The 23,171-nt window shown below is 57.6% G+C and carries 28 protein-coding genes and 2 pseudogenes; 22 read left to right on the top strand and 8 right to left on the bottom strand.

Annotated features, from left to right (window positions below; translation table 11 throughout):
- Positions 1–16: 16 nt before the first annotated feature.
- Together K5Y35_RS25425 and K5Y35_RS25420 are read left to right on the top strand one after the other, a co-directional pair.
- Positions 17–545: pseudogene (locus K5Y35_RS25425) on the top strand (glycoside hydrolase family 19 protein).
- Positions 542–988: pseudogene (locus K5Y35_RS25420) on the top strand (lysis protein). Before K5Y35_RS25425 ends, K5Y35_RS25420 begins: the two co-directional pseudogenes overlap by 4 nt.
- Positions 989–1,001: 13 nt before the next feature.
- Here the strand turns inward: K5Y35_RS25420 and K5Y35_RS25415 are convergent.
- Complete coding sequence (locus tag K5Y35_RS25415) at positions 1,002–1,154, bottom strand: hypothetical protein (RefSeq protein WP_185015775.1); 153 nt, start codon at positions 1,152–1,154, stop codon at positions 1,002–1,004.
- Between the two features lie 535 nt (positions 1,155–1,689).
- Between K5Y35_RS25415 and K5Y35_RS25410 the strand changes: the two genes are divergently transcribed.
- Positions 1,690–2,145: a DUF2214 family protein gene (locus tag K5Y35_RS25410; protein WP_222833273.1), complete on the top strand. Its 456-nt coding sequence runs from the start codon at positions 1,690–1,692 to the stop codon at positions 2,143–2,145.
- 234 nt (positions 2,146–2,379) lie between these two features.
- Here the strand turns inward: K5Y35_RS25410 and csrA are convergent, their stop codons facing one another.
- Positions 2,380–2,574 (bottom strand): carbon storage regulator CsrA, encoded by a 195-nt coding sequence (gene csrA / locus K5Y35_RS25405; protein WP_003179932.1) that lies wholly within the window; start codon positions 2,572–2,574, stop codon positions 2,380–2,382.
- 250 nt (positions 2,575–2,824) lie between these two features.
- Between csrA and K5Y35_RS25400 the strand changes: the two genes are divergently transcribed.
- Positions 2,825–3,193: an SPOR domain-containing protein gene (locus K5Y35_RS25400; RefSeq protein WP_123463380.1), complete on the top strand. Its 369-nt coding sequence runs from the start codon at positions 2,825–2,827 to the stop codon at positions 3,191–3,193.
- Between the two features lie 59 nt (positions 3,194–3,252).
- Here the strand turns inward: K5Y35_RS25400 and K5Y35_RS25395 are convergent, their stop codons facing one another.
- The 3 genes from K5Y35_RS25395 to K5Y35_RS25385 form a co-directional block, all read right to left on the bottom strand.
- On the bottom strand, positions 3,253–3,942 hold the full coding sequence (locus tag K5Y35_RS25395) for an endonuclease (protein ID WP_186747752.1): 690 nt from the start codon (positions 3,940–3,942) through the stop codon (positions 3,253–3,255).
- A gap of 4 nt (positions 3,943–3,946) precedes the next feature.
- Entirely contained in the window at positions 3,947–4,216 is a 270-nt protein-coding gene (locus K5Y35_RS25390; protein ID WP_123463376.1) for a DUF1654 domain-containing protein, read from the bottom strand.
- Between the two features lie 199 nt (positions 4,217–4,415).
- The gene (locus tag K5Y35_RS25385; RefSeq protein ID WP_123463374.1) at positions 4,416–5,504 is read right to left on the bottom strand and encodes an asparaginase; all 1,089 of its coding nucleotides are present in this window, start codon (positions 5,502–5,504) and stop codon (positions 4,416–4,418) included.
- A 348-nt stretch (positions 5,505–5,852) separates the two neighbouring features.
- Between K5Y35_RS25385 and K5Y35_RS25380 the strand changes: the two genes are divergently transcribed.
- The 8 genes from K5Y35_RS25380 to K5Y35_RS25345 all read left to right on the top strand — a co-directional run bounded on the left by K5Y35_RS25380 (position 5,853) and on the right by K5Y35_RS25345 (position 13,464).
- On the top strand, positions 5,853–6,299 hold the full coding sequence (locus tag K5Y35_RS25380) for a hypothetical protein (RefSeq protein ID WP_222833272.1): 447 nt from the start codon (positions 5,853–5,855) through the stop codon (positions 6,297–6,299).
- Positions 6,300–6,496: 197 nt separating this feature from the next.
- Entirely contained in the window at positions 6,497–7,453 is a 957-nt protein-coding gene (locus tag K5Y35_RS25375; protein WP_123463370.1) for a sugar ABC transporter substrate-binding protein, read from the top strand.
- 56 nt (positions 7,454–7,509) lie between these two features.
- Entirely contained in the window at positions 7,510–9,063 is a 1,554-nt protein-coding gene (locus tag K5Y35_RS25370; protein ID WP_123463368.1) for a sugar ABC transporter ATP-binding protein, read from the top strand.
- Complete coding sequence (locus K5Y35_RS25365) at positions 9,060–10,037, top strand: ABC transporter permease (RefSeq protein ID WP_123463366.1); 978 nt, start codon at positions 9,060–9,062, stop codon at positions 10,035–10,037. The genes K5Y35_RS25370 and K5Y35_RS25365 overlap by 4 nt, the downstream gene beginning before the upstream one ends.
- Positions 10,038–10,040: 3 nt before the next feature.
- Positions 10,041–11,060 carry a LacI family DNA-binding transcriptional regulator gene (locus K5Y35_RS25360; RefSeq protein ID WP_222833271.1) on the top strand — a complete coding sequence of 340 codons (1,020 nt, stop codon included), beginning with the start codon at positions 10,041–10,043 and terminating at the stop codon, positions 11,058–11,060.
- A 25-nt stretch (positions 11,061–11,085) separates the two neighbouring features.
- Positions 11,086–12,003, top strand: coding sequence for a ribokinase (gene rbsK, locus K5Y35_RS25355; RefSeq protein ID WP_123463362.1), 918 nt, complete (start codon positions 11,086–11,088; stop codon positions 12,001–12,003).
- Positions 12,000–12,404 carry a D-ribose pyranase gene (gene rbsD / locus K5Y35_RS25350; protein WP_123463360.1) on the top strand — a complete coding sequence of 135 codons (405 nt, stop codon included), beginning with the start codon at positions 12,000–12,002 and terminating at the stop codon, positions 12,402–12,404. The genes rbsK and rbsD overlap by 4 nt, the downstream gene beginning before the upstream one ends.
- Before the next feature lie 31 nt (positions 12,405–12,435).
- Positions 12,436–13,464, top strand: a complete 1,029-nt coding sequence (locus K5Y35_RS25345) for a nucleoside hydrolase (RefSeq protein WP_123463358.1) — start codon at positions 12,436–12,438, stop codon at positions 13,462–13,464.
- Positions 13,465–13,497: 33 nt separating this feature from the next.
- On the opposite strand, the gene K5Y35_RS25340 is transcribed toward K5Y35_RS25345, so the two are convergent.
- Complete coding sequence (locus tag K5Y35_RS25340; RefSeq protein WP_123463356.1) at positions 13,498–13,710, bottom strand: hypothetical protein; 213 nt, start codon at positions 13,708–13,710, stop codon at positions 13,498–13,500.
- Between the two features lie 131 nt (positions 13,711–13,841).
- Between K5Y35_RS25340 and K5Y35_RS25335 the strand changes: the two genes are divergently transcribed.
- A complete protein-coding gene (locus K5Y35_RS25335; RefSeq protein WP_128614032.1) occupies positions 13,842–14,147 on the top strand; it encodes a hypothetical protein in 306 nt (101 codons plus the stop codon).
- 166 nt (positions 14,148–14,313) lie between these two features.
- Positions 14,314–14,631: an I78 family peptidase inhibitor gene (locus K5Y35_RS25330; RefSeq protein WP_123463352.1), complete on the top strand. Its 318-nt coding sequence runs from the start codon at positions 14,314–14,316 to the stop codon at positions 14,629–14,631.
- A gap of 72 nt (positions 14,632–14,703) precedes the next feature.
- Here K5Y35_RS25330 and K5Y35_RS25325 read toward each other — a convergent pair whose 3' ends face one another.
- Entirely contained in the window at positions 14,704–14,916 is a 213-nt protein-coding gene (locus K5Y35_RS25325; protein ID WP_003179963.1) for a cold-shock protein, read from the bottom strand.
- Positions 14,917–15,206: 290 nt separating this feature from the next.
- Positions 15,207–15,509, bottom strand: coding sequence for a hypothetical protein (locus K5Y35_RS25320; protein WP_222833270.1), 303 nt, complete (start codon positions 15,507–15,509; stop codon positions 15,207–15,209).
- A 371-nt stretch (positions 15,510–15,880) separates the two neighbouring features.
- Here K5Y35_RS25320 and thrS point away from each other — a divergent pair, with 371 nt between their 5' ends.
- From thrS to K5Y35_RS25280, 8 genes are all read left to right on the top strand, one after another.
- Positions 15,881–17,803, top strand: coding sequence for a threonine--tRNA ligase (gene thrS, locus K5Y35_RS25315; RefSeq protein ID WP_123463348.1), 1,923 nt, complete (start codon positions 15,881–15,883; stop codon positions 17,801–17,803).
- Complete coding sequence (gene infC, locus K5Y35_RS25310) at positions 17,803–18,354, top strand: translation initiation factor IF-3 (RefSeq protein ID WP_123463346.1); 552 nt, start codon at positions 17,803–17,805, stop codon at positions 18,352–18,354. The genes thrS and infC overlap by 1 nt, the downstream gene beginning before the upstream one ends.
- 60 nt (positions 18,355–18,414) lie before the next feature.
- On the top strand, positions 18,415–18,609 hold the full coding sequence (rpmI, locus tag K5Y35_RS25305) for a 50S ribosomal protein L35 (protein WP_002553160.1): 195 nt from the start codon (positions 18,415–18,417) through the stop codon (positions 18,607–18,609).
- Between the two features lie 28 nt (positions 18,610–18,637).
- On the top strand, positions 18,638–18,994 hold the full coding sequence (gene rplT, locus K5Y35_RS25300) for a 50S ribosomal protein L20 (RefSeq protein ID WP_002553161.1): 357 nt from the start codon (positions 18,638–18,640) through the stop codon (positions 18,992–18,994).
- Between the two features lie 109 nt (positions 18,995–19,103).
- Positions 19,104–20,120: a phenylalanine--tRNA ligase subunit alpha gene (gene pheS, locus K5Y35_RS25295; protein WP_003226365.1), complete on the top strand. Its 1,017-nt coding sequence runs from the start codon at positions 19,104–19,106 to the stop codon at positions 20,118–20,120.
- A 26-nt stretch (positions 20,121–20,146) separates the two neighbouring features.
- Positions 20,147–22,525, top strand: coding sequence for a phenylalanine--tRNA ligase subunit beta (gene pheT, locus K5Y35_RS25290; RefSeq protein WP_123463344.1), 2,379 nt, complete (start codon positions 20,147–20,149; stop codon positions 22,523–22,525).
- Between the two features lie 3 nt (positions 22,526–22,528).
- A complete protein-coding gene (gene ihfA, locus K5Y35_RS25285) occupies positions 22,529–22,831 on the top strand; it encodes an integration host factor subunit alpha (RefSeq protein ID WP_002553164.1) in 303 nt (100 codons plus the stop codon).
- Positions 22,812–23,168, top strand: coding sequence for a MerR family transcriptional regulator (locus K5Y35_RS25280; protein WP_003179985.1), 357 nt, complete (start codon positions 22,812–22,814; stop codon positions 23,166–23,168). The genes ihfA and K5Y35_RS25280 overlap by 20 nt, the downstream gene beginning before the upstream one ends.
- Positions 23,169–23,171: the final 3 nt, after the last annotated feature.

Below are 23,171 nucleotides of genomic sequence, written 5' to 3'. Positions count from 1 at the left end.
TTTTTTGTAGGGCAAAATGCCCATCACCGAGCAGCAGTTGCTGCAGATCGTTCCAAACCCCCGCAGCCAAGCGGGCGTTTTTGTTTCCGCATTGAACTCTGCCATGCAGCATTACCGGATCGTCAGCCCGAAGCGTCTCGCCGTGTTCATCGTGCAAGTCGGGCATGAGTCCGGCCAGTTGCGCTACGTCCGTGAAATCTGAGGCCGACCGCCGCTCAGCTCAGGTATGAGGAGCGCACAGACCTAGGCAATACGGGCCGCTCGGGAGTATTGGGGGGGAGGGTGGCCTGATTCAAATCACCGGCCGGGCGAACTACGGCAAATGCGACGAGGTGCTGGGCCTCGACCTGATCAGCCATCCTGAGTTGCTCGAACTGCGGCAGCATGCCGCGATATCGGCGGCGTGGTTCTGGAAACAGCATGGGTTGAACGATTTAGCCGATCGAGACCAGTTCAACACTATGACTCGACGGATCAAAGACGGTCTGAACGGCTTGGTTGATCGGTTGGCGCTTTGGGAAAAATACCGGGCGGTGCTGGCGTGACTGTTCCGTGGCGGTTGATCGGCATGCTGGCGCTGATGCTCGCCGGCTTCGGCAGTGCTTGGCAGTTTCGGGAGTGGCGCTACGCTCATCAGTTGGCCGAGCAGGTCCGACTGCAAGCCGAAACGCTAAATCAACTGACCCAAGCTGCGGCAACCGCGCAACAGGCCGAGCAGGGCAAGTGGCTGGCGGTCAGTGAGCAAAACCAATTCCGGAAAATGACGGATGCACAACGTGACCAGGATTATCTGCGCGATCGCCTTGCCACTTCTGATCTGCGGCTGTCAGCGCCGGCGGCGTGGAACATGCAGCCGTACGAGTCAGACTTGCCCCGGCACATGCTCAACGGATTATCGTTATCACCGACACCGGTGACAGGGTGATTGATTGCGCTGCGAGCGTGCCAAGCCTACGTTAGGAATCTGGCGCCCGTGCATCTCGAATGACGTTGAAGAACCATCAATAGATCGTCTTCGCTTGCGGGGTCAGGCCGTCAAGGATCCCGCGCAGACGCTCGGTATCCCGTTTCGCCTCTCTCTCGGATATTTCAAGAAGGGAGAGTTCGCGGCGGATGCGCGCTGTTTTCGCCGCCTTCTCGCGGAGAGTGCGCATTGCTTCATCACACTGATGGACATGCTTCCGCATGTATTTCGACCAGTTTGGATATCCGCTCACGCTCCTGGCGCGGTTGGGGTTCAGTTCCTCGAACTCATTTTCGTACAGTGCGAGTTGATGCCGGCAGGTCTCGAGCAGCGTAGGGCAGCCGAGCCAGTCGTAGGTTTCCTCTACTATATAGGCGGGATCTACTGAAGTGTCTTGTCACGAGCTCACCGTCGGTCGCCGTCATCCTTGAAAATTGTGTGGATATTGAAGGGGTTACGATTTTATTTAACCAACCGGTTATCAAAAAAACGTTGTTGCCCCTCTTGGAATTCAGTAATATTCGCCCCGCGTTCACCACCACGGTTTATGCATTTTTAAATCCCAAGCTTCCATCAGCTGCTTGGGATTTTTTTTGCCTGCGATTTGGCGTCCGCTCCTCCTGTTCCTCTCTATTCAACCCGTAGCGATCTTCGACAAGCAGGTCCCTGCTTTTTCGACTACTACTGACTGGCCGATTTCCGACTCTTGTCACGGGAGCGTTTCGATGCTGGTTCACTGGTTGCTTGCCGCTGTTCATCTATTGGCGTTTGCTCTGGGCTTCTGGGCGGTGCTGGCGCGCGGCACGGCGTTCATGCGCCTGGGCTCGGGCGCGGGGGAGGTCAAGCGGGTTTTGCTGGCTGACAGCCTCTGGGGGATTTCAGCGCTGGTTTTGCTGATCACGGGCGGGATGCGTGCATTCGGCGGGTTCGAAAAGGGCGCGGACTATTATCTTCATCAGCCGCTGTTTCATTTGAAGATGACGCTGCTTGTGCTGATTCTGCTGATAGAGCTCGCACCAATGATCACCCTGATCAAATGGCGTATTGCCTTGGGGCGAGGCGCAGAGCTCGATATCGGCCGGGCGAAGTTGTTTGCGCGAATCAGTCACGTCGAAGCACTGCTGATGCTGCTGATGGTGATTGCGGCCACTGGCATGGCTCGCGGTGTGACATTTGCTTAGGACGGCGCAATTCCCTGCTCTCTATCGGAAACGTCCGACAGTCAGTTCTGGTAATGGCAGGTAGTATCGACCGGGAAGAAAGAAGGGGGGAGATCGAGGCGATGCGGGGCGAAGCTGTGCTGTGTTTCAGGCGCCGTGCCCAGCGGAGTGGGAAGCGGGTGGCAATACGGCGCGTGAATCTTTAGCCAGTCATTACGCGCGGGTAAACGAACTGGCTAGGGTTTGCGATGCGGCTCAGGGCGTTTGTGGCTTGTCCGGGGCGGTCAGGCCTGCCTGAATGCGCTGATAAATCTCTTCGCGGTGTACGGCAACGTTTTTCGGGGCGTTGATGCCAATGCGAACCTGTTGGCCGCTAACACCGAGGATGGTGATCGTAATGTCATCACCAATATTTATGCTTTCACCGACTTTGCGGGTGAGTATCAGCATGGTCTTCTCCTTGATTGCTTTGTAGGGCACCTGATTCAGACAGTGCAGAGGTCGGTGGTACGTATAGATTAGTGCGAAGTCTCACGGTTTGGGTGCCTCTTTCTGACGCGCAGATGCGGCATTAATTCCCAGGGCGTAACTATACAGAGGCTGCAATCATCAATCTCGTTGTTTTGTGCCCATTTTGCGGGGCTCGCGAAGTATTTTTGAATGATAAGATCGCCGCTTTGAGAATTCCGAGGAAAGTGTTGTGCGCAAATTGGTCTGGGTCATCGCGGCACTGGCATTGGCAGGATGTGGTGAAGGCAAGAGTGTAGACGTACAGAAGCCGAAAGCGGCAGTGGCGGCGGCACCTGCGGCGGCTTCTGCACCGCAGTGGGATCTGGAGGTGCGCGGCGAAACGCCTCAGGCTGTCAGTGATCTGAGTGGCTGGTTGATCGAGCACGCATTCGTTCCGACGGTGATCAAGGACAGCAGTGGTAAAACGCGAATTCTGATCGGTCCGTTCAACTCCCAGGCCGATGCTGAAGCTCGTAAGGTGCAAGTGGACGCGGCATTGGTGAAGGCGAAAAAACAGAACATTGAATCGGTGGTGATCGAGCACCCGATCGCGCCGTAGGCGTAAATAAAAAAGGCCGTGAGCGTTGTGCTCACGGCCTTTTTAATTTGCGCATCCCGTCAGCCACAGGCTTTCAGATTCACCGGGCCGACGAATTCGTTGCCGCGTCCCATTACGCAGGCCACGCTCTGGTTGCGTTGACGCTCCCAGTCTTGCACCGGATATGTCTTGTCCCATGCTTCATACAATTGCCGGTCCTGTTTCGACAGGCGCAAGCCGTACTGCTTGCTCATGTAGAAGTAGGTCCGGGCGATCATGCCGCGAATCGAAGGGCGGGGCATGACCTTCTTCGCCTTGAAGTCGACCTGGGTCAGGCAGGAGCCGTACTGGCCGGACTGCACTGGCAGCCAGCCGTAGCTGAAATTGCTGCGATCGCCATTGACCTCGCCGATGCTCGGCACCAGGTTGTGCAGGTCCGCTTCAGCCTTCTGATAGCCTGGGTCGTAACGCGTACAGTTCTTGCGTCCGCCTTCCTGCCAGCATTGGCGTTGATGGCCGAACTCCCAGGCCGGGACAATGTGTTCCCACTCGATACGTGAAGCGCGCTTGGCGTTTTTGCGCGGTACGTAGCCGCAAGCCTTCAGATCGACTTTGTTGCCGGTGTATTTACACCCGCAATAAAACTCGGTGGATTGCGGCGCATAGAGCTTCCAGGCGACCTTCTTGGCTTCGGTGAATGTGCGAGGGGCGCCAGCCTGCGCGCCCATGGTGATGAACAACAACAGCAAAGCAAAACAGCGGACACTCATTGAATCAATCTTCCTTCGGTACAACCCAAAAAATCTGCACGCCGCCATCATCGCGATAGGCAAGGGTGACGTTATCGTTCTCGTCGATTTCCTCGAGTAGGCGCTCCCACTCATCCGTTGGCTCATCCGGCAGGCGGAAGATCAGTGCGGCTTTGGCTTTTTGTGCAGTCGGAGAATTGATGATTTTCTGAACGCGCATACCCATGCGTTCGTAGGCGTCAGGAGCATCAGGAGAGGTGGCCACGAGGTTATCCTTATTAAGCTGTACGTGCATACAGTATTTAACTGTAGGCAATTTCGCAACTGCTTAAAATTCAAGAAAATCCTCTGACAGCCGTTTTCCGATTTTGGTGTGAGGTGTGCCGAAATATTTGTGTGGAAAATGCAGGAGGGCTGCCGCGCATGCCCCCCTCCACCCGGTCGGTGAAGGGTGAGCAAAGTGCCCGATCGCGAACGGATCGGGCGAAGGTCAATCAATATTCCCAGAACATCCGTTGCAGCTCTTTGCTGTCGTTGGTTTTGGTCAGGGCGACCATTGCCAGGATGCGCGCTTTCTGTGGGTTCAAGTCATGCGCAACCACCCAGTCGTACTTGTCGTCAGGCTGTTCAGCGTTACGCAGGACGAAACCGCCGGCATTGACATGGGACGAACGAATGATCTGCACGCCGTCCTTGCGCAGGGCTTGCAGGGTTGGCACGACGCGAGAGGACACCGAGCCGTTGCCGGTGCCGGCATGGATGATGGCCTTGGCGCCGGACTGGGCGAGGGCTTTGTAGGCGGTATCGGACACGTTGCCGTAGGAGTAGGCGATTTCTACGTCAGGCAGGCTCTTGATGTTTTTGATGTCGAATTCCGAATCCATGGTGTGACGCTTGGCAGGCAGGCGGAACCAGTAGGATTTGCCTTCGACCACCATGCCCAGTGGGCCCCAGGCACTTTTGAACGCCTCGGTCTTGATGTTGATCATTTTGCTGACGTCACGACCGGACTGGATTTCATCGTTCATGGTCACCAGTACGCCTTTGCCGCGCGCTTCCTTGCTGCTGGCCACGGCCACGGCGTTATACAGGTTAAGCATGCCGTCCGCCGACATGGCGGTGCCCGGACGCATCGAGCCGACCACAATGATCGGCTTGTCGGTTTTTTCGACCAGGTTCAGGAAGTAGGCGGTTTCTTCCAGGGTGTCGGTGCCGTGGGTGATAACGATGCCGTCGACGTCTTTGCTGTCAGCCAGTTCGGAGACGCGACGACCCAGTTGCAACAGGTTTTCGTTGGTGATGCTTTCCGAAGCAATCTGCATGACTTGCTCGCCGCGCACATTGGCCAGTTTGCTCAGCTCGGGAATGCCGGCAATCAGTTGCTCGACGCCAACCTTGGCTGCCTGATAAGTGGCGCTGTTGGCTGCGCTGGCGCCAGCCCCGGCGATGGTGCCGCCGGTCGCAAGTACCACGACATTGGCAAGCTTGGCCTGGGTTTCGACTTCTTTTGCCTGAAGGGCGGTGGGCAGGAGCAGGAGGAGGGCCAATGCGCCCGGAACCAAAGTGTTGAAAGCAGATTTCATTATTTTTCTCTCTAGTAGTGAGACGGTGCTTGATGCAGGTTCATCTAGATGCGCCCGGGCCGATCTGGATACCCGGGTACAGGGGAGGGAGCAGGATTTGTACCATCCGTACTTTGCTTGAGAGAAATGTTTAACCTTATGATTTAAATCAGGAATTTATACGTTGCTGTGCCGTGGTGCTCAACGCTGCATCCGGGTTTCCGAACATCGGCGGCTTGCGCGTTCGGCTGGCCGAAAGGATCGCGCTTGTTCTGCAGTGGGCAAGACGCAGATTCGATGGCTTTGCTAAAGAAACGGCGCTCCGCGCCGATGCGTCTTCAAGGAATCTTTATTTTTTGAGGAGTTCGCATGTCACTTTCGGTTGGTTTTCCAAATGCCAGCGCTGTCACCATCGGCGGCAAATCCGCAGCCACGATCAATGCTCTGAGCGACGCGACTGCCGAAGCCTCCGTCCAGTCGCTGGGCGACAAAGAGGGCGACACCACCCAGGTCAGAACCGGTGGCGCCGCACAGGAAGACAGCAAGGCCGAAAGCGGCAGCAATCAAAGTATCGCCGTGAAAATGCTGCTCAAGCGCCTGCAGGAGCTGCAAAAGCAGTTGCAGGAACAGCAACAGCAATTGGCGGCAGCGCAAGCCGCCAGTTATCCCACTCCGGAAGCCAAGCAGACCGCCGTCATGGCGATTCAGGGGCAGATAGCCGATACCAACGGCGCTCTTTCGGAAGTTTCGGGCAACCTGATCAAGGAGCTGGCCAAGGATTCCGGCGGCGGCGGTCTGATCAGTACTACTGCCTGAGATGCGGGCGAATCACGCGATTTGCCCTGCAACAAATGCTGATGTGTGATTGTTGACAAATGTCGGCAGGGTTCGCATAGTTCGGTCTACGCAAACGTTTGCGCAGCTTTCCCGGCGGGCAATACCTCTGAGGGAAGCGACGTAGCTTACGCCAGCGCAAGCGTTGCTCACAATAATCATAAGATCGGAGTGAACCCATGAAGCTGCCATTCGCTGGACGTCTTCTTGCTGTCGCTATGCTGGCTGCCACAGCCGCCGCACTACCTGTCTCCTCGGCGTTCGCCGAATCCCCGGAAAAACCTAAAGTCGCACTGGTCATGAAGTCCCTGGCCAACGAATTCTTCCTGACCATGGAAGATGGCGCCAAGGCTTATCAGAAAGAACATTCCGCCGATTTCGACCTGATTTCCAACGGTATCAAGGACGAAACCGATACTGCCGGCCAGACGCGCATCGTCGAGCAAATGATTCTGGCGAAGGTCAATGCACTGGTGATTGCGCCTTCCGATTCCAAGGCCATGGTTCCGGTGATCAAAAAAGCCGTCGATGCCGGCATCACCGTGATCAACATCGACAATCAGCTCGATCCGGCGATCGTCAAAAGCAAAAACATCAGCGTGCCCTTCGTAGGTCCGGACAACCGTAAAGGTGCACGTCTGGTCGGCGAATACCTGGCCAAGCAACTGAAGGCGGGCGACGAAGTCGGCATCATCGAAGGTGTGTCCACGACCACCAACGCCCAGCAGCGGACTGCTGGCTTCAAGGATGCGATGGACGCAGCACAGATCAAGATCGTTTCCCTGCAATCCGGTGATTGGGAAATCGACAAGGGTAACAAGGTCGCGGCTTCGATCCTCAGTGAATACCCGGAAGTCAAAGCGCTGCTGGCCGGCAACGACAGCATGGCCGTCGGTGCGGTTTCCGCTGTACGAGCTGCGGGCAAGGCCGGTCAGGTGCAGGTCGTGGGTTACGACAACATCAATGCGATCAAGCCAATGTTGAAGGACGGTCGAGTCCTCGCGACAGCCGATCAGTTCGCCGCCAAGCAAGCTGTCTTTGGCATCGAGACTGCGCTGAAAATCATCAAGGGCGAGAAGGTCGACAGCGGTGCCAACGGCGTGATTGAAACGCCGGTCGAACTGGTCACCAAGTAAGTCTTCCGGCGACACAACGGCGCTCGTCCGTCCGGGCGAGCGCATGGAGAGTTTTTATGTCAGTTTCCGCCCCGAACGCTGTCCTCTCGGTCAGCGGTATCGGTAAGACCTATGCGCAACCGGTGCTGACCGGCATCGACTTGACGCTGATGCGCGGTGAAGTACTGGCGCTGACCGGCGAGAACGGTGCCGGGAAAAGTACCCTGTCGAAGATCATTGGCGGACTGGTCACGCCGACCACCGGCCAGATGCAGTTCCACGGCAAGGAGTATCGTCCGGGCAGTCGGACCCAGGCCGAAGACCTTGGCGTGCGCATGGTCATGCAAGAACTCAATCTGTTGCCGACCCTGTCGGTGGCCGAGAACCTGTTCCTCGATAATCTGCCGAGCAACGGTGGCTGGATCAGCCGCAAGCAATTGCGCAAGGCAGCGATCGAGGCCATGGCGCAGGTCGGTCTGGACGCGATTGATCCGGACACGCTGGTGGGCGAGTTGGGCATCGGCCATCAGCAGATGGTCGAAATCGCCCGCAACCTGATTGGCGATTGCCATGTATTGATCCTCGACGAGCCGACCGCGATGCTGACCGCGCGCGAAGTCGAAATGCTCTTTGAACAGATCACCCGGTTGCAGGCGCGTGGCGTCTCGATCATCTACATTTCCCACCGCCTCGAAGAGCTGGCGCGGGTCGCGCAACGGATTGCCGTGCTGCGTGACGGCAACCTGGTCTGCGTCGAGCCGATGGCCAATTACAACAGCGAGCAACTGGTCACATTGATGGTCGGTCGTGAGTTGGGTGAGCACATCGACATGGGGCAGCGCAACATCGGCGCGCCGGCATTGACGGTCAAGGGTCTGACTCGTTCGGACAAGGTGCGCGACGTTTCGTTTGAAGTGCGTGCCGGCGAGATTTTCGGCATTTCCGGGCTGATCGGGGCAGGGCGCACCGAGCTGCTGCGGTTGATTTTCGGTGCCGACGTCGCCGACAGCGGCACCATTGCACTTGGCTCGCCAGCCAGGGCGGTGAGTGTGCGTTCGCCTGTCGATGCTGTGCGTCATGGCATAGCGTTGATCACCGAAGACCGCAAGGGCGAAGGTTTGCTGCTCAGTCAGTCGATCAGCGCCAACATCGCATTGGGCAACATGCCGGAGATTTCCAGCGGCGGTTTCGTCAACAACGGCGACGAAATCTCGCTGGCGCAGCGGCAGATTGATGCCATGCGCATCCGCAGTTCGAGTCCGGCGCAACTGGTGTCAGAGCTGTCTGGCGGCAACCAGCAGAAAGTCGTGATCGGGCGCTGGCTGGAGAGAGACTGTTCGGTGTTGCTGTTCGATGAGCCGACCCGAGGCATCGACGTCGGTGCCAAGTTCGACATCTATGCCTTGCTCGGCGAGTTGACTCGTCAGGGCAAAGCGCTGGTGGTGGTGTCCAGCGACCTTCGTGAATTGATGCTGATCTGCGACCGGATCGGCGTGCTGTCGGCGGGCCGTCTGATCGACACATTCGAGCGCGACAGCTGGACTCAGGATGATTTGCTTGCCGCCGCGTTCGCCGGCTACCAAAAACGTGATGCGTTGCTCAACGAAGCGGCGCCTAGGGATCTTCCATGAAAACTGCATCTCCTGCCGGCAAACGTAGTGGCAATTTTTACGGTCTGGGCACTTATCTGGGCCTGGCCGGTGCCTTGCTGGCGATGATTGCGCTGTTCTCGGTGCTGAGCAGCCATTTCCTCTCCTACAACACCTTCAGTACCCTGGCCAACCAGATTCCCGATCTGATGGTGCTGGCGGTCGGCATGACGTTCGTGCTGATCATCGGCGGTATCGACCTGTCGGTCGGCTCGGTGCTGGCATTGGCGGCATCGACCGTCAGTGTGGCTATTCTCGGCTGGGGCTGGAGCGTGTTGCCGGCGGCGTTGCTCGGCATGGCGGTGGCGGCACTGGCCGGCACCATCACCGGCTCGATCACCGTGGCCTGGCGGATTCCCTCGTTCATCGTCTCCCTTGGCGTGCTCGAAATGGCCCGGGGCCTGGCGTATCAGATGACGGGGTCGCGCACCGCCTACATCGGCGACGCCTTTGCCTGGCTGTCGAACCCGATTGCGTTCGGTATTTCGCCTTCGTTCATCATTGCCTTGCTGGTGATTTTCATCGCGCAGGCGGTTTTGACGCGCACAGTGTTCGGCCGCTACCTGATCGGCATCGGTACCAATGAAGAAGCTGTGCGTCTGGCCGGGATCAATCCAAAGCCTTACAAGATTCTGGTGTTCAGCCTGATGGGCCTGCTCGCCGGTATCGCTGCGCTTTTCCAGATTTCCCGTCTGGAAGCCGCAGATCCCAATGCCGGTTCGGGTCTTGAGCTGCAGGTGATCGCAGCCGTGGTCATCGGCGGCACCAGTCTGATGGGCGGGCGTGGCTCAGTGATCAGCACGTTCTTTGGTGTATTGATCATTTCCGTGCTGGCGGCCGGTCTGGCGCAGATTGGTGCCACCGAACCGACCAAACGCATCATCACCGGTGCGGTGATCGTTATCGCGGTGGTGCTCGATACTTATCGCAGTCAACGTGCAACTCGCCGGGGCTGAATCATGGCAACGATCAAGGATGTGGCGGCGCTCGCGGGGATTTCCTACACCACCGTGTCGCATGTGGTGAACAACACCCGGCCAGTCAGTCAGGAGGTGCGGCTCAAGGTCGAAGCGGCGATCAAGAGCCTCGACTACGTGCCGAGTGCCGTGGCGCGCTCGCTGAAGGCCAAGACCACCGCCACAATCGGGCTGCTGGTGCCGAACAGTCTCAACCCCTACTTTGCGGAGCTGGCGCGGGGCATCGAGGATTATTGTGAGCGTAACGGCTATTGCGTGATCCTGTGCAACTCCGATGACAACCCGGAGAAACAGCGCAGTTATTTGCGCGTGCTGCTGGAAAAACGCATTGATGGTTTGATCGTTGCCTCGGCGGGCGGTGACAGTGGTCTCGCGCAGGGGCTGGCCGGCGTGAAGACGCCGATGGTGATCGTCGACCGCGACCTCGACGGCGTGGATGCGGATCTGGTGCGTATCGACCATGAATACGGTGCCTATCTTGCAACCCGCCATTTGCTCGAGTTGGGGCATCGCGATATCGCTACGATCGGAGGTCCGGCGAGCACCAGTGTGGCGCAGATGCGCCAGGCGGGATATTGCCGAGCGCTGAAAGAGGCGGGCATCGAAGTGCGCCCTGCGCGCATGCTGGAGAGTGATTTCACCAGCACCGGTGGTTATAACGCGGCGGCCATCCTGCTTGAGAACGATCCGCCGAGCGCTATTTTTGCCGGTAACGACATGATCGGCATCGGTGTCTTGCGCGCGGCCGCCGAGCGCAACGTGCGGGTGCCGGGTGAACTGTCAGTGATCGGTTTCGACGATATCCAGATGAGTCGCTATGTGTATCCGGCATTGACCACGGTTGGCCAGTCGATCCTGCAACTGGGTGAAATGGCCGCCGAGGTCTTGCTGCGAAGGATTGCCACGCCGCAGATGGTCACCGATCAACGGATCGTGACACCGAGTATTGTCCTGCGCGAATCAACTGCGCCGCTGTCTGGCGTGTTCACTGAATACCGCTGAAAACCGAATTGACGAGTAGTGATGTATGCCAGCAAATGTAGTGGTAATAGGCAGCCTGAACATGGATCTGGTCACCCGTGCACCACGGCTGCCCCGAGGCGGTGAAACGCTGATTGGCCATTCGTTTGCCACCGTATCCGGTGGCAAGGGGGCCAATCAGGCCGTGGCCGCTGCGCGGTTGGGGGCGCAGGTGGCGATGATCGGCTGTGTGGGCAATGACGACTATGGCGTGCAATTGCGTGAAGCCTTGCTGGCCGAGCAGATTGATTGTCAGGCAGTGAGCGTGGTCGAGGGCTCCAGTGGCGTGGCGTTGATTGTGGTCGATGACCACAGTCAGAACGCGATTGTCATCGTCGCCGGCGCCAACGGCGCCATGACGCCAGCGGTGATCGATCGTTTCGATGCCGTTCTGCAGAATGCTGACGTGATTATCTGTCAGCTCGAGATTCCGGATGCCACCGTGGGACATGCGCTCAAGCGCGCCCGCACGCTGGGCAAGACCGTGATCCTCAACCCTGCGCCGGCCAGTCGTCCTTTGCCGGCCGACTGGTTCGCGGCCATCGACTACCTGATACCCAACGAGAGCGAAGCCGCGGCCCTGAGCGGTCTGCCGGTCGAGTCGCGGGAGTCGGCAGAAAAGGCTGCCAGCCACCTGATCGCAATGGGCGCGGGTAAAGTCATCATTACCCTCGGCGCCGAAGGTTCGCTGTTTGCCAACGGCAAGGGGTTCGAACACTTCCCGGCACCGAAGGTGAAAGCCGTCGATACCACAGCGGCAGGCGACACCTTTGTCGGTGGTTTTGCCGCTGCCCTGGCCGACGGCAAGTCCGAAGCCGAGGCGATCCGTTACGGTCAGATCGCCGCTGCCCTGTCGGTCACCCGCGCCGGCGCACAACCCTCCATTCCCAGCATGTCCGACGTACAGGCATTCAAACCCGCATGAAAAAGACTCCTTTGCTTAACGTCGCGTTATCGCGACTGATTGCCTCTTTGGGTCATGGCGACATGGTCGTGATCGGTGACGCTGGACTGCCGGTGCCGCCGGGCGTCGAGCTGATTGACCTGGCGCTGACCCACGGCGTTCCGGATTTCGTCAGCACCCTGAAAATCGTGCTCAGCGAGATGCAGGTGGAAAGCCATGTGCTGGCCAAAGAGATCTTCGACAAGCAGCCGACAGCGCTGACAACGCTGGATGTGTTGAATGAAGAGGGGGCGCTGGGTCGTCGCGATCTGCTCAGTCACGAACAATTCAAGGTTCTTAGCCGACAGGCTCGGGCGATTGTTCGTACAGGCGAATGTCAGCCGTACTGCAACATCGTGCTGGTGGCCGGTGTTACGTTCTAACTTTCAATTTCAAATGCACAAGGAATGCGCCATGCAACGCTATGCTCACACACTGCATCAATTGCTTCGGAGTCTGCTGCTTTTGTCCGTCATTACTGCGACCGGCGCCCAGGCGGCGGAAAAAATCGACCTGATCATTGATACTGATCCGGGCGCTGACGACGTGGTCGCCTTGCTGTTCGCACTGGCCTCGCCGGACGAGCTGAACATTCGCGCGTTGACCACCGTGGCCGGCAATGTCCGCCTCGACAAGACCTCGCGCAACGCGCGTCTGGCTCGCGAGTGGGCGGGGCGCGAGGATGTCCCGGTTTATGCCGGCGCACCAAAACCGCTGATGCGTACGCCGATCTACGCCGAAAACATTCACGGCAAGGAAGGCCTGTCGGGTGTCACCGTGCACGAACCGAAAAAAGGCCTGGCAGAAGGCAATGCGGTCAATTATCTGATCGACACCTTGAAAAAGGCCAAGCCGCACAGCATCACGATTGCCATGCTCGGTCCGCAGACCAACCTGGCGCTGGCGCTGATCCAGGAGCCCGAGATCGTTCAGGGCATCAAGGAAGTGGTGATCATGGGTGGGGCACACTTCAACGGCGGCAACATCACCCCGGTGGCCGAATTCAACCTGTTTGCCGACCCGCAAGCGGCTGAAGTGGTGCTCAAAAGCGGCGTCAAGCTGACCTACCTGCCGCTGGACGTGACCCACAAGATCCTCACCAGCGACGCCCGCCTGAAGCAGATTGCGGCGCTGAACAACAATGCGAGCAAAATCGTTGGCGACATCCTCAACGAGTACATCAAAGGGGACATGGAGCACTACGGTATTCCGGGTGGCCCGGTGCATGACGCCACCGTCGTGGCTTACTTGCTCAAGCCGGAACTGTTTACCGGTCGTTCAGTGAATGTGGTGGTCGATAGCCGTGAAGGGCCGACATTCGGTCAGACCATTGTCGATTGGTATGACGGACTCAAGGCGCCGAAAAATGCCTTCTGGGTCGAAAACGGCGATGCCCAGGGTTTCTTCGATCTGCTCACCGAGCGGCTCAAGCGCCTGAAGTAAAAAATCCGACCCGCAGGTGCCAGCCTGCGGGTGCTACTTCCTCTCTGCGTGCTCATGCTCGATCTGTTCGGTCGGGTAGCGCTCGAAAATCTGCTTGATGAATTGCTGGGCTGCCTCGGTTCCAAGTTCCTTGACCAATAGATCGATTCCTATCAATGCCAGCTCTTCTGTAGTGTCGGGGCTATAAGAGCTGTGCCCGTCGGCCCATTTGGCTTTGATGTCGGCGTCGATGCTTACGGTCGTCATGATAAGGCTCGGGAAGTCGGGAGAACGATGTGTCGAGTTAACCATTTTGTCGGGCGTTTGACACTGCGACTTAGGCATGACCGGGGCGCTATGCGACACTTGGTCTTTTAAGGCTTTCCAAGGATCGCGCTGTGCAGATCGATTTGAATTCCCCCGACGGCCTCACGCTGGAGGCTGTGCGCCAGTTGCTCGCCTCGGCCAGTGATGACGAACACACTCAACTGCGTGTGACCAAGGGCGGTATCGCCTACATTTCTTCGGGCGTGACCGGCGGCCAGGATATCGACGGCTTGCTGTTTCGCCTGGAAACCTGGGCCAAGGGCTCAGGCTACGTCGGAAATGTCGCCGCCAGCGACGAGGTGTGGGTGATGCAGATTTTCAACGCGTTGAAGGACAACTGGCCGAATCCACCGTACGACTACATTGACGTGTATTGAGCGTCGTTAATATTCAGTCACGATTGATTGATGAGGAGCGGGGCGAGGCTCAGGCACACTCGGCGTTTTTCCGGTCGTGGGGCGGTGATGCTCACTGTGGTGAAACCAAACGCCGTAATGGCGGTCGCACGATCTCAGCTCAACTTTTTGAAAACAAGGAGGCTTCATGCCTTTGAAGTTCGCGACACTGGGTGCACTGATGGCCACCGCCCTGTTGGCCGGTTGCAGTACGAGTTCCAGCGAGTCGGCAAAGGATCCAGTGGCCACCGAGTCCGGTCATAGTCGCTGTGAAGCAACGGCAGCGGAGTTCGCCATTGGCAAGAAAGCGTCGCCAGCGCTGCTGGATCAGGCTCGCGCCAAGGCCGGGGCGCAAAATGCCCGCTTCCTCAAACCAACCGACATGATCACTCTGGAGTACCGCTCCGATCGCCTGAACCTGAACACCGACGCCAATCTGGTAGTCACCCGCGTCAACTGCGGCTGATCGCTGACGACTTTTGTTGCAGGCATAAAAAACCCCGTCACATGGACGGGGTTTTTTTAGTGCGCCGGGAAATTACTCTGGGCGAACTTGTGCAGCTTGCATACCCTTTTGGCCTTTCTCAGCCACGAAAGAGACGGTCTGGCCTTCTTTCAGGCTTTTGAAACCGTCGGATTCGATAGCTTTGAAGTGTACGAACAGGTCGTCACCGCCACCTTGAGGAGTGATGAAGCCGAAGCCTTTTTCATCGTTGAACCATTTAACGGTGCCGGTTTGGCGATTAGACATGGTGTATCTCCAAGAAACATATATTTTCAGTAGTACTGTGCTGCTCAGGCCAACTGGGCACACCGGAGTATCATAGTCGAAATGTTCGCTTTGGTAGCCCCCCGGACGTGCTGTTTGCCAATCAGTCGTGTTTTCTTTGCTGTCTGTTTTCGCTGAAAGCCCCGGTTTAAAAGGCTTTGAGCAGAAAGTAAAGACAATAAAAAAACCTGTAAAACCTGCATAAATCGTCTGAAAAGACCCAAATTCAGCCTGTTTCAGGGGCGCTGAGCCGAGTCAGAAGGCTTTTTCAATCACTTTTTCGCCGGTGTATTCGCCTTGCATTTGGCGATTTGTCCGAGCGCTTTCTGCTGCAGTTCAGGGGGGGCTTTGTTGTCCATCAGGGACTGAATGTCGGCTGAAGGATAGGACTTGATGGCATCAGCACCGCAAGCGCAGTGCGATTTGGCCGCAGCGGCACCAATTTGCGGAGTCGCCGCCTGGGTGCACTGTGCCATGTACTTCTCGCGCTCGCCCTTCGGCCAGTCGGCGTGGGCGCTCAGTGGCAGCAGCATGACGATAGGGGCGACTACGGCGAACAGGGTATTCAGACGCATGCGAGGATGCTCCTTGTGGGTCAATGTCTTGTTATCTGAGGGCTGAAAGGCCAATCAAGTTCAGCACTCTGGCATAAAAACAGACGATTTGCCTTCTGATCAAACAGAGGCATAAGTGACCGCTCATCTGTGCTAGCATGCCGGGCTCAAGCGTTCTCAGGCTTCGGATGACCTTCAGTCCCGGCAGCGGTCAACGTGCGAATATTTCGATTTGAATCCCAGTCACTCTGGTTCGGTTTTCCGGTTGGCCGCAAGGCTCCTGCCGCTGTAAGGCAGGCGTTCGTCATTGAATGGCCTGGATCGGATCTTGTACTGGCTCATCCCAACCCACGTGACCTTTGGTAGGGGTCACCACTAGGAGAGGAGGCGCCATGCCAACTATTACTCTTCCCGACGGCAGTCAACGTTCATTCGATCACCCGGTTTCCGTAGCCGAGGTCGCCGCATCCATCGGTGCGGGTCTGGCCAAGGCCACACTGGCCGGCAAGGTCAATGGCCAACTGGTCGACGCCAGCGACATCATCAGCAGCGACGCGACCCTGCAAATCATCACACCTAAGGATGAAGAGGGGCTGGAGATCATTCGCCACTCTTGCGCTCACCTGGTTGGCCATGCGGTCAAGCAGCTGTACCCGACTGCGAAGATGGTCATCGGTCCGGTCATCGACGAAGGCTTCTATTACGACATCGCTTTCGAACGTCCTTTCACCCCGGACGACATGGCCGCCATCGAACAGCGCATGCATCAGCTGATCGACAAGGATTACGACGTCATCAAAAAGGTCACTCCGCGCGCCGAAGTGATCGAAGTGTTCAAGGCCCGCGGCGAAGACTACAAGCTGCGCCTGGTCGAGGACATGCCGAACGAGCAGGCCATGGGCCTGTACTACCACGAAGAATACGTCGACATGTGCCGCGGTCCGCACGTGCCGAACACCCGCTTCCTGAAATCCTTCAAGCTGACCAAGTTGTCCGGTGCCTACTGGCGCGGTGATGCCAAAAACGAGCAGCTGCAGCGCGTTTACGGTACCGCTTGGGCTGACAAGAAGCAGCTGGCGGCATACATCCAGCGCATCGAAGAAGCGGAAAAGCGCGATCACCGCAAGATCGGCAAGCGCCTGGGCCTGTTCCACACCCAGGAAGAAGCGCCGGGCATGGTGTTCTGGCACCCGAATGGCTGGACCTTGTACCAGGTGCTCGAGCAATACATGCGCAAGGTGCAGCGTGACAACGGCTACCTCGAGATCAAGACCCCGCAAGTGGTCGATCGCAGCCTGTGGGAGAAATCCGGGCACTGGGCCAACTACGCCGACAACATGTTCACCACCGAGTCGGAAAGCCGCGACTACGCTATCAAGCCGATGAACTGCCCTTGCCACGTGCAGGTGTTCAATCAGGGCCTGAAGAGCTACCGTGAGCTGCCGATGCGCCTGGCCGAATTCGGTGCCTGCCACCGCAACGAGCCGTCGGGCGCGCTGCACGGCATCATGCGCGTGCGCGCGTTCACTCAGGATGACGCCCACATTTTCTGCACCGAAGAGCAGATGCAGGCCGAATCCGCTGCCTTCATCAAGCTGACCATGGATGTTTATCGCGACTTCGGCTTTACCGACGTCGAGATGAAGCTGTCCACTCGTCCGGAAAAACGTGTAGGTTCCGACGAGCTGTGGGATCGCGCCGAAGCCGCACTGGCCGCAGCCCTTGATTCCGCTGGCCTGCCGTACGATCTGCAGCCGGGTGAAGGTGCGTTCTACGGTCCGAAGATCGAGTTCTCGCTGAAAGATTGCCTCGGTCGCGTGTGGCAGTGTGGTACCTTGCAGCTCGATTTCAACCTGCCTGTCCGTCTCGGTGCCGAATACGTCTCCGAAGACAACAGCCGCAAGCACCCGGTCATGTTGCACCGTGCGATCCTCGGATCCTTCGAGCGTTTCGTCGGGATTCTGATCGAGCATTACGAAGGTGCATTCCCTGCGTGGCTGGCGCCAACCCAGGCAGTGATCATGAATATCACTGATAAACAGGCAGATTTTGTCGCTGAAGTCGAAAAAACTCTCAACGAAAGCGGATTTCGTGCCAAGTCCGACTTGAGAAATGAAAAGATCGGCTTTAAAATCCGCGAGCATACTTTGCTCAAGGTTCCCTATCTTTTGGTTATCGGAGATAAGGAAGTCGAGATGCAGACTGTCGCTGTGCGTACTCGTGAAGGTGCTGACCTGGGCTCGATGCCCGTCGCCCAGTTCGCTGAGTTTCTCGCGCAAGCGGTTTCCCGGCGTGGTCGCCCAGATTCGGAGTAATTATTATTAAGCGTGAACCGAGACAAGATAAACGAGCTGCACCGAAAGCGCCGATCAATGAGAATATCTCGGCACGCGAGGTTCGGTTAATTGGCGCTGACGGCGAGCAGGTTGGCATCGTCTCTATTGATGAAGCGCTTCGTATTGCTGAAGAAGCAAAGCTTGATCTGGTAGAAATCTCCGCAGACGCAGTCCCACCGGTTTGCCGGGTGATGGACTACGGCAAGTCGATCTTCGAAAAGAAGAAGCAGATTGCAGCGGCGAAGAAGAACCAGAAGCAGATTCAGGTAAAAGAAATCAAGTTTCGTCCAGGGACGGAGGAAGGGGATTACCAGGTAAAACTGCGCAACCTGGTACGTTTCCTGAGTGATGGGGACAGGGCCAAGGTATCCTTGCGATTCCGCGGCCGTGAGATGGCCCACCAGGAGCTGGGGATGGAACTCCTCAAGCGGGTTGAAGCTGACCTGCTCGAGTACGGTTCGGTCGAACAGCATCCTAAGATGGAAGGACGCCAGCTGATCATGGTCATCGCCCCGAAAAAGAAGAAGTAATCAACAGGGCACGGCAGGCCTTCTGATTATGTTTATCAACTGAATGCGGAGTATCCGAACATGCCAAAAATGAAAACCAAAAGTGGTGCTGCTAAGCGGTTTCTGAAAACTGCTAACGGTATCAAGCACAAGCACGCTTTCAAGAGCCACATCCTGACTAAAATGTCGACCAAGCGTAAGCGTCAACTGCGCGGTAGCAGCTTGCTGCATCCGTCTGACGTGGCAAAAGTCGAGCGCATGCTGCGCCTTCGTTAATTTTAGTCAAGAATAGAGGAAGTAACTCATGGCTCGTGTAAAGCGTGGCGTCATTGCCCGTAAACGTCACAAAAAAATTCTGAAACTTGCTAAAGGCTACTACGGCGCACGCTCCCGCGTATTCCGTGTTGCCAAGCAAGCGGTAATCAAGGCAGGCCAATACGCCTACCGTGACCGTCGTCAGAAAAAACGTCAGTTCCGCGCTCTGTGGATCGCTCGTATCAACGCTGGTGCTCGTGTTAACGGTCTGTCCTACAGCCGTTTCATCGCTGGCCTGAAAAAAGCGTCCATCGAGATCGACCGTAAGGTTCTGGCTGATCTGGCAGTGAACGAAAAAGCGGCGTTTGCTGCGATTGTCGAGAAAGCTAAAGCCACCTTGGCTTAAGTACCCCCGACAGTCACCCGGCCTCATCTCTGTGAGGCCAGGTGTTAAACGTCATAAATAGGGGAAGAGCCTTCAAGCTCTTCCCCTATTTTGTATCTGGAGTCTGTACATGGAAAACCTGGATGCGCTGGTCTCTCAAGCACTAGAGGCTGTGCAAAGCGCTGAAGATATCAATGCCCTGGAGCAAATCCGGGTTCAATACCTTGGCAAAAAGGGCGAATTGACTCAGGTGATGAAGACCCTGGGGAATTTGCCGGCAGAAGAGCGTCCGCAAGTCGGCGCGCTGATCAACGTTGCCAAGGAACGTGTCACAGGCGTTCTCAATGCGCGCATGGCTCTGTTTGAGGAAGCCGAACTGGCGGCCAAACTGTCTGCCGAATCCATTGACGTGACCTTGCCGGGCCGTGGCCAGACCTCCGGTGGCCTGCATCCGGTGACCCGGACTCTGGAGCGTGTCGAACAGTTCTTCACCCGCATCGGCTACGGCATTGCCGAAGGCCCTGAGGTCGAAGACGACTACCACAACTTCGAAGCGCTCAACATCCCAGGCCATCACCCGGCCCGGTCGATGCATGACACCTTCTATTTCAATGCAAACATGTTGCTGCGCACCCATACCTCGCCGGTACAGGTCCGCACCATGGAGTCCAAGCAACCGCCGATCCGCATCGTCTGCCCGGGCCGTGTGTACCGTAGCGACTCCGATATCACCCACTCGCCGATGTTCCACCAGGTCGAAGGCCTGCTGGTCGATCGCGACATCAATTTTGCCGATCTCAAAGGCACCATCGAAGAATTCCTGCGGGTGTTCTTCGAGAAAGAACTGGCCGTACGTTTCCGTCCTTCGTACTTCCCGTTCACCGAACCATCCGCTGAAGTCGATATGGAATGCGTGATGTGCAGCGGCAAAGGCTGCCGCGTCTGCAAGCAGACCGGCTGGCTGGAAGTGATGGGTTGCGGCATGGTTCACCCGAACGTGTTGCGTATGTCCGGCATTGACCCGGAAGAGTTCTCCGGCTTTGCCTTTGGCATGGGCGTCGAGCGTCTGGCCATGCTCCGTTACGGCGTGAACGACTTGCGTCTGTTCTTCGACAACGACTTGCGGTTCCTCGCGCAATTTCGCTAGTCGTAACGAATTCTTAGGAGAGCAGGATGAAATTCAGTGAACAATGGCTGCGTGGCTGGGTTAGCCCGCAGGTAAATCGCGACGAGCTGGTTGCCCGTCTGTCGATGGCCGGTCTTGAGGTCGATAGCGTGACTCCGGCCGCCGGTGTATTCAGCGGCGTGGTAGTGGGCGAGGTGCTGAGCACCGAGCAGCACCCTGATGCCGACAAGTTGCGGGTGTGCCAGGTCAGCAATGGCGCGGAAACCTTCCAGGTCGTGTGCGGAGCGCCAAACGTGCGCCCGGGCCTGAAGATTCCGTTCGCCATGATTGGCGCCGAGCTGCCGGGCGACTTCAAGATCAAAAAAGCCAAGCTGCGCGGCGTTGAGTCCAACGGCATGCTCTGCTCGCAAGCCGAGCTGCAAGTCGGTGAAGGCAACGACGGTCTGATGGAGCTGCCGGCCGATGCACCGGTGGGCGAAGACTTCCGTGTGTATCTGGATCTGGAAGATGCCAGCATCGAGGTCGACCTGACCCCTAACCGTGGCGACTGTCTGTCCCTGGCCGGTCTGGCCCGTGAAGTCGGCGCGCTGTACGCGACTCCGGTTACCCGTCCGGTCGTGGCCGCCGTTGCGGCCGTGCACGATGAAGTGCGTTCGGTAGAAGTATTGGCCCCAGCCGCATGCCCGCGTTACCTGGGGCGCGTTATCCGTAACGTCGATCTGTCCAGGCCGACGCCGCTGTGGATGGTTGAACGCCTGCGCCGCGCCGACGTGCGCAGCATCGACGCGGCTGTCGACATCACCAACTACGTGATGCTGGAGTTGGGTCAGCCCCTGCACGCTTTCGATCTCGCCGAAATCAATGGCGGCATCCGCGTGCGCATGGCGGAAGAGGGTGAGAAGCTGGTGCTGCTCGACGGTCAGGAAGTCAGCCTGCGCAGCGATACGCTGGTAATTGCCGACCACACTCGCGCGTTGGCGATTGCCGGCGTGATGGGTGGTGAGCACAGCGGTGTCTCCGCGACCACTCGCGACGTATTCCTTGAATCGGCGTTCTTCGACCAGATCGCGGTGGCAGGCAAGGCCCGTTCCTACGGCCTGCATACCGATGCTTCGCACCGCTACGAGCGTGGCGTGGACTGGCAACTGGCCCGTGAAGCCATGGAGCGCGCTACCGGCCTGCTGCTGGAGATCACTGGCGGCGAAGCCGGTCCGATCATTGAGACCGTCAGCGAACAGCACCTGCCGTCAATCGCTCCGATCACTCTGCGTGCCCAGCGCATCACTCAGATGCTTGGCATGGAGATGGACTCGGCTCAGGTCGAGCGTCTGCTCGGCGGCCTGGGTCTTGGCATTGCAGCCGATGGTGAAGGCCAGTGGCGCGTAGAAGTGCCGAGCCATCGCTTCGATATCAGCCTGGAAGTCGATCTGATCGAAGAACTGGCCCGTCTGTATGGCTATAACCGTCTGCCGGTTCGTTACCCGCAAGCACGCCTGGCGCCACAAGCCAAGGCTGAAGCGCGTAGCGATCTGCCAGAACTGCGCCGTCTGCTGGTTGCGCGTGGTTATCAGGAAGCGATCACATACAGCTTCATCGATCCGAAACAGTTCGAACTGTTCAATCCGGGCGTCGAGCCGCTGTTGCTGGCCAATCCGATCTCCAACGACATGGCGGCGATGCGTTCTTCGCTGTGGCCGGGCCTGGTCAAAGCGTTGCAGCACAACCTGAACCGTCAGCAGGATCGTGTACGTCTGTTCGAAAGCGGTCTGCGTTTTGTCGGTCAACTGGAAGGCCTGAAGCAAGAGCCAATGCTGTCCGGTGTGGTCTGCGGCAGCCGTCTGCCGGAAGGCTGGGCGCAAGGCCGCGATACTGTCGATTTCTTCGACGTCAAAGCCGACGTGGAAGCGGTGCTGGGCTTTGCCGGAGCGCTGGATTCGTTCACGTTCGCACCGGGCAAACACCCGGCACTGCACCCGGGTCAAACCGCGCGTATCGAGCGCGAAGGGCGTGAAGTGGGCTTCATCGGCGCGATTCACCCTGAATTGTCGAAAGCCTTGGGCCTGGATCGTCCGGTCTTCGTTTTCGAGCTGGTTCTGGCTGAAGTGGCGCTCGGTAAAATGCCGAAATTCCACGAGTTGTCGCGCTTTCCTGAAGTGCGGCGTGACCTTGCACTGATTGCGCACAAAGACGTCGCATCCGCGGCCGTACTGGACGTAATCCGTGAAAATGCAGGCGAATGGCTCACAGATCTCAGGCTGTTTGACGTGTATCAGGGTAAAGGCATTGATCCTGATAGAAAAAGCCTTGCAGTTGGCTTGACCTGGCAGCATCCATCGCGCACTCTTAATGACGATGAGGTGAATTCGACGACGCAAAATATCCTCACCTCGCTCGAACAAAGGTTGAACGCCACGTTAAGGAAGTGACGTATGGGGGCTTTGACGAAAGCTGAGATGGCGGAACGTCTGTATGAAGAGCTGGGCCTGAACAAGCGGGAAGCCAAGGAATTGGTCGAACTGTTTTTCGAGGAGATCAGGCACGCTCTTGAAGACAACGAGCAGGTCAAATTGTCCGGTTTCGGCAATTTCGACCTTCGGGACAAACGCCAGCGGCCTGGCCGCAACCCGAAAACGGGGGAAGAAATCCCGATCACGGCTCGCCGTGTGGTCACCTTTCGTCCAGGGCAGAAGTTGAAGGCCCGAGTTGAGGCTTATGCTGGAACCAAGTCATAACGACGAACTACCCGTCATCCCGGGCAAACGCTACTTCACCATTGGTGAAGTCAGCGAGCTGTGTGCCGTAAAGCCACACGTGCTGCGCTATTGGGAGCAGGAGTTTCCTCAACTCAACCCCGTCAAACGCCGCGGAAACCGCCGGTATTATCAGCGCCAGGACGTGCTGATGATCCGGCAGATCCGCGCGCTCCTTTACGATCAGGGATTCACCATTGGCGGCGCACGCTTGCGTTTGTCCGGTGATGAAGCCAAAGACGACACCACCCAATACAAGCAGATGATTCGGCAGATGATTGCTGAGTTGGAAGACGTGTTGGTGGTCCTCAAGAAATAAAAA

Source organism: Pseudomonas sp. SC3(2021) (assembly GCF_019856535.1).
Classification (GTDB): domain Bacteria; phylum Pseudomonadota; class Gammaproteobacteria; order Pseudomonadales; family Pseudomonadaceae; genus Aquipseudomonas; species Aquipseudomonas monsensis.
The sequence above is the reverse complement of the archived record's forward strand: the minus strand, read 5'-3'. Positions and strand labels throughout refer to the sequence as shown.

Excerpts from the sequence above, each read along its gene's own strand:
- K5Y35_RS25415 (WP_185015775.1), bottom strand. The coding sequence starts at position 1,154 with ATGCGCACTCTCCGCGAGAAGGCGGCGAAAACAGCGCGCATCCGCCGC.
- K5Y35_RS25410 (WP_222833273.1), top strand. The coding sequence starts at position 1,690 with ATGCTGGTTCACTGGTTGCTTGCCGCTGTTCATCTATTGGCGTTTGCT.
- csrA (WP_003179932.1), bottom strand. The coding sequence starts at position 2,574 with ATGCTGATACTCACCCGCAAAGTCGGTGAAAGCATAAATATTGGTGAT.
- K5Y35_RS25395 (WP_186747752.1), bottom strand. The coding sequence starts at position 3,942 with ATGAGTGTCCGCTGTTTTGCTTTGCTGTTGTTGTTCATCACCATGGGC.
- K5Y35_RS25390 (WP_123463376.1), bottom strand. The coding sequence starts at position 4,216 with ATGCACGTACAGCTTAATAAGGATAACCTCGTGGCCACCTCTCCTGAT.
- K5Y35_RS25385 (WP_123463374.1), bottom strand. The coding sequence starts at position 5,504 with ATGAAATCTGCTTTCAACACTTTGGTTCCGGGCGCATTGGCCCTCCTC.
- K5Y35_RS25380 (WP_222833272.1), top strand. The coding sequence starts at position 5,853 with ATGTCACTTTCGGTTGGTTTTCCAAATGCCAGCGCTGTCACCATCGGC.
- K5Y35_RS25375 (WP_123463370.1), top strand. The coding sequence starts at position 6,497 with ATGAAGCTGCCATTCGCTGGACGTCTTCTTGCTGTCGCTATGCTGGCT.
- K5Y35_RS25370 (WP_123463368.1), top strand. The coding sequence starts at position 7,510 with ATGTCAGTTTCCGCCCCGAACGCTGTCCTCTCGGTCAGCGGTATCGGT.
- K5Y35_RS25365 (WP_123463366.1), top strand. The coding sequence starts at position 9,060 with ATGAAAACTGCATCTCCTGCCGGCAAACGTAGTGGCAATTTTTACGGT.
- K5Y35_RS25360 (WP_222833271.1), top strand. The coding sequence starts at position 10,041 with ATGGCAACGATCAAGGATGTGGCGGCGCTCGCGGGGATTTCCTACACC.
- rbsK (WP_123463362.1), top strand. The coding sequence starts at position 11,086 with ATGCCAGCAAATGTAGTGGTAATAGGCAGCCTGAACATGGATCTGGTC.
- rbsD (WP_123463360.1), top strand. The coding sequence starts at position 12,000 with ATGAAAAAGACTCCTTTGCTTAACGTCGCGTTATCGCGACTGATTGCC.
- K5Y35_RS25345 (WP_123463358.1), top strand. The coding sequence starts at position 12,436 with ATGCAACGCTATGCTCACACACTGCATCAATTGCTTCGGAGTCTGCTG.
- K5Y35_RS25340 (WP_123463356.1), bottom strand. The coding sequence starts at position 13,710 with ATGACGACCGTAAGCATCGACGCCGACATCAAAGCCAAATGGGCCGAC.
- K5Y35_RS25330 (WP_123463352.1), top strand. The coding sequence starts at position 14,314 with ATGCCTTTGAAGTTCGCGACACTGGGTGCACTGATGGCCACCGCCCTG.
- K5Y35_RS25325 (WP_003179963.1), bottom strand. The coding sequence starts at position 14,916 with ATGTCTAATCGCCAAACCGGCACCGTTAAATGGTTCAACGATGAAAAA.
- K5Y35_RS25320 (WP_222833270.1), bottom strand. The coding sequence starts at position 15,509 with ATGCGTCTGAATACCCTGTTCGCCGTAGTCGCCCCTATCGTCATGCTG.
- thrS (WP_123463348.1), top strand. The coding sequence starts at position 15,881 with ATGCCAACTATTACTCTTCCCGACGGCAGTCAACGTTCATTCGATCAC.
- rpmI (WP_002553160.1), top strand. The coding sequence starts at position 18,415 with ATGCCAAAAATGAAAACCAAAAGTGGTGCTGCTAAGCGGTTTCTGAAA.
- rplT (WP_002553161.1), top strand. The coding sequence starts at position 18,638 with ATGGCTCGTGTAAAGCGTGGCGTCATTGCCCGTAAACGTCACAAAAAA.
- pheS (WP_003226365.1), top strand. The coding sequence starts at position 19,104 with ATGGAAAACCTGGATGCGCTGGTCTCTCAAGCACTAGAGGCTGTGCAA.
- pheT (WP_123463344.1), top strand. The coding sequence starts at position 20,147 with ATGAAATTCAGTGAACAATGGCTGCGTGGCTGGGTTAGCCCGCAGGTA.
- ihfA (WP_002553164.1), top strand. The coding sequence starts at position 22,529 with ATGGGGGCTTTGACGAAAGCTGAGATGGCGGAACGTCTGTATGAAGAG.
- K5Y35_RS25280 (WP_003179985.1), top strand. The coding sequence starts at position 22,812 with ATGCTGGAACCAAGTCATAACGACGAACTACCCGTCATCCCGGGCAAA.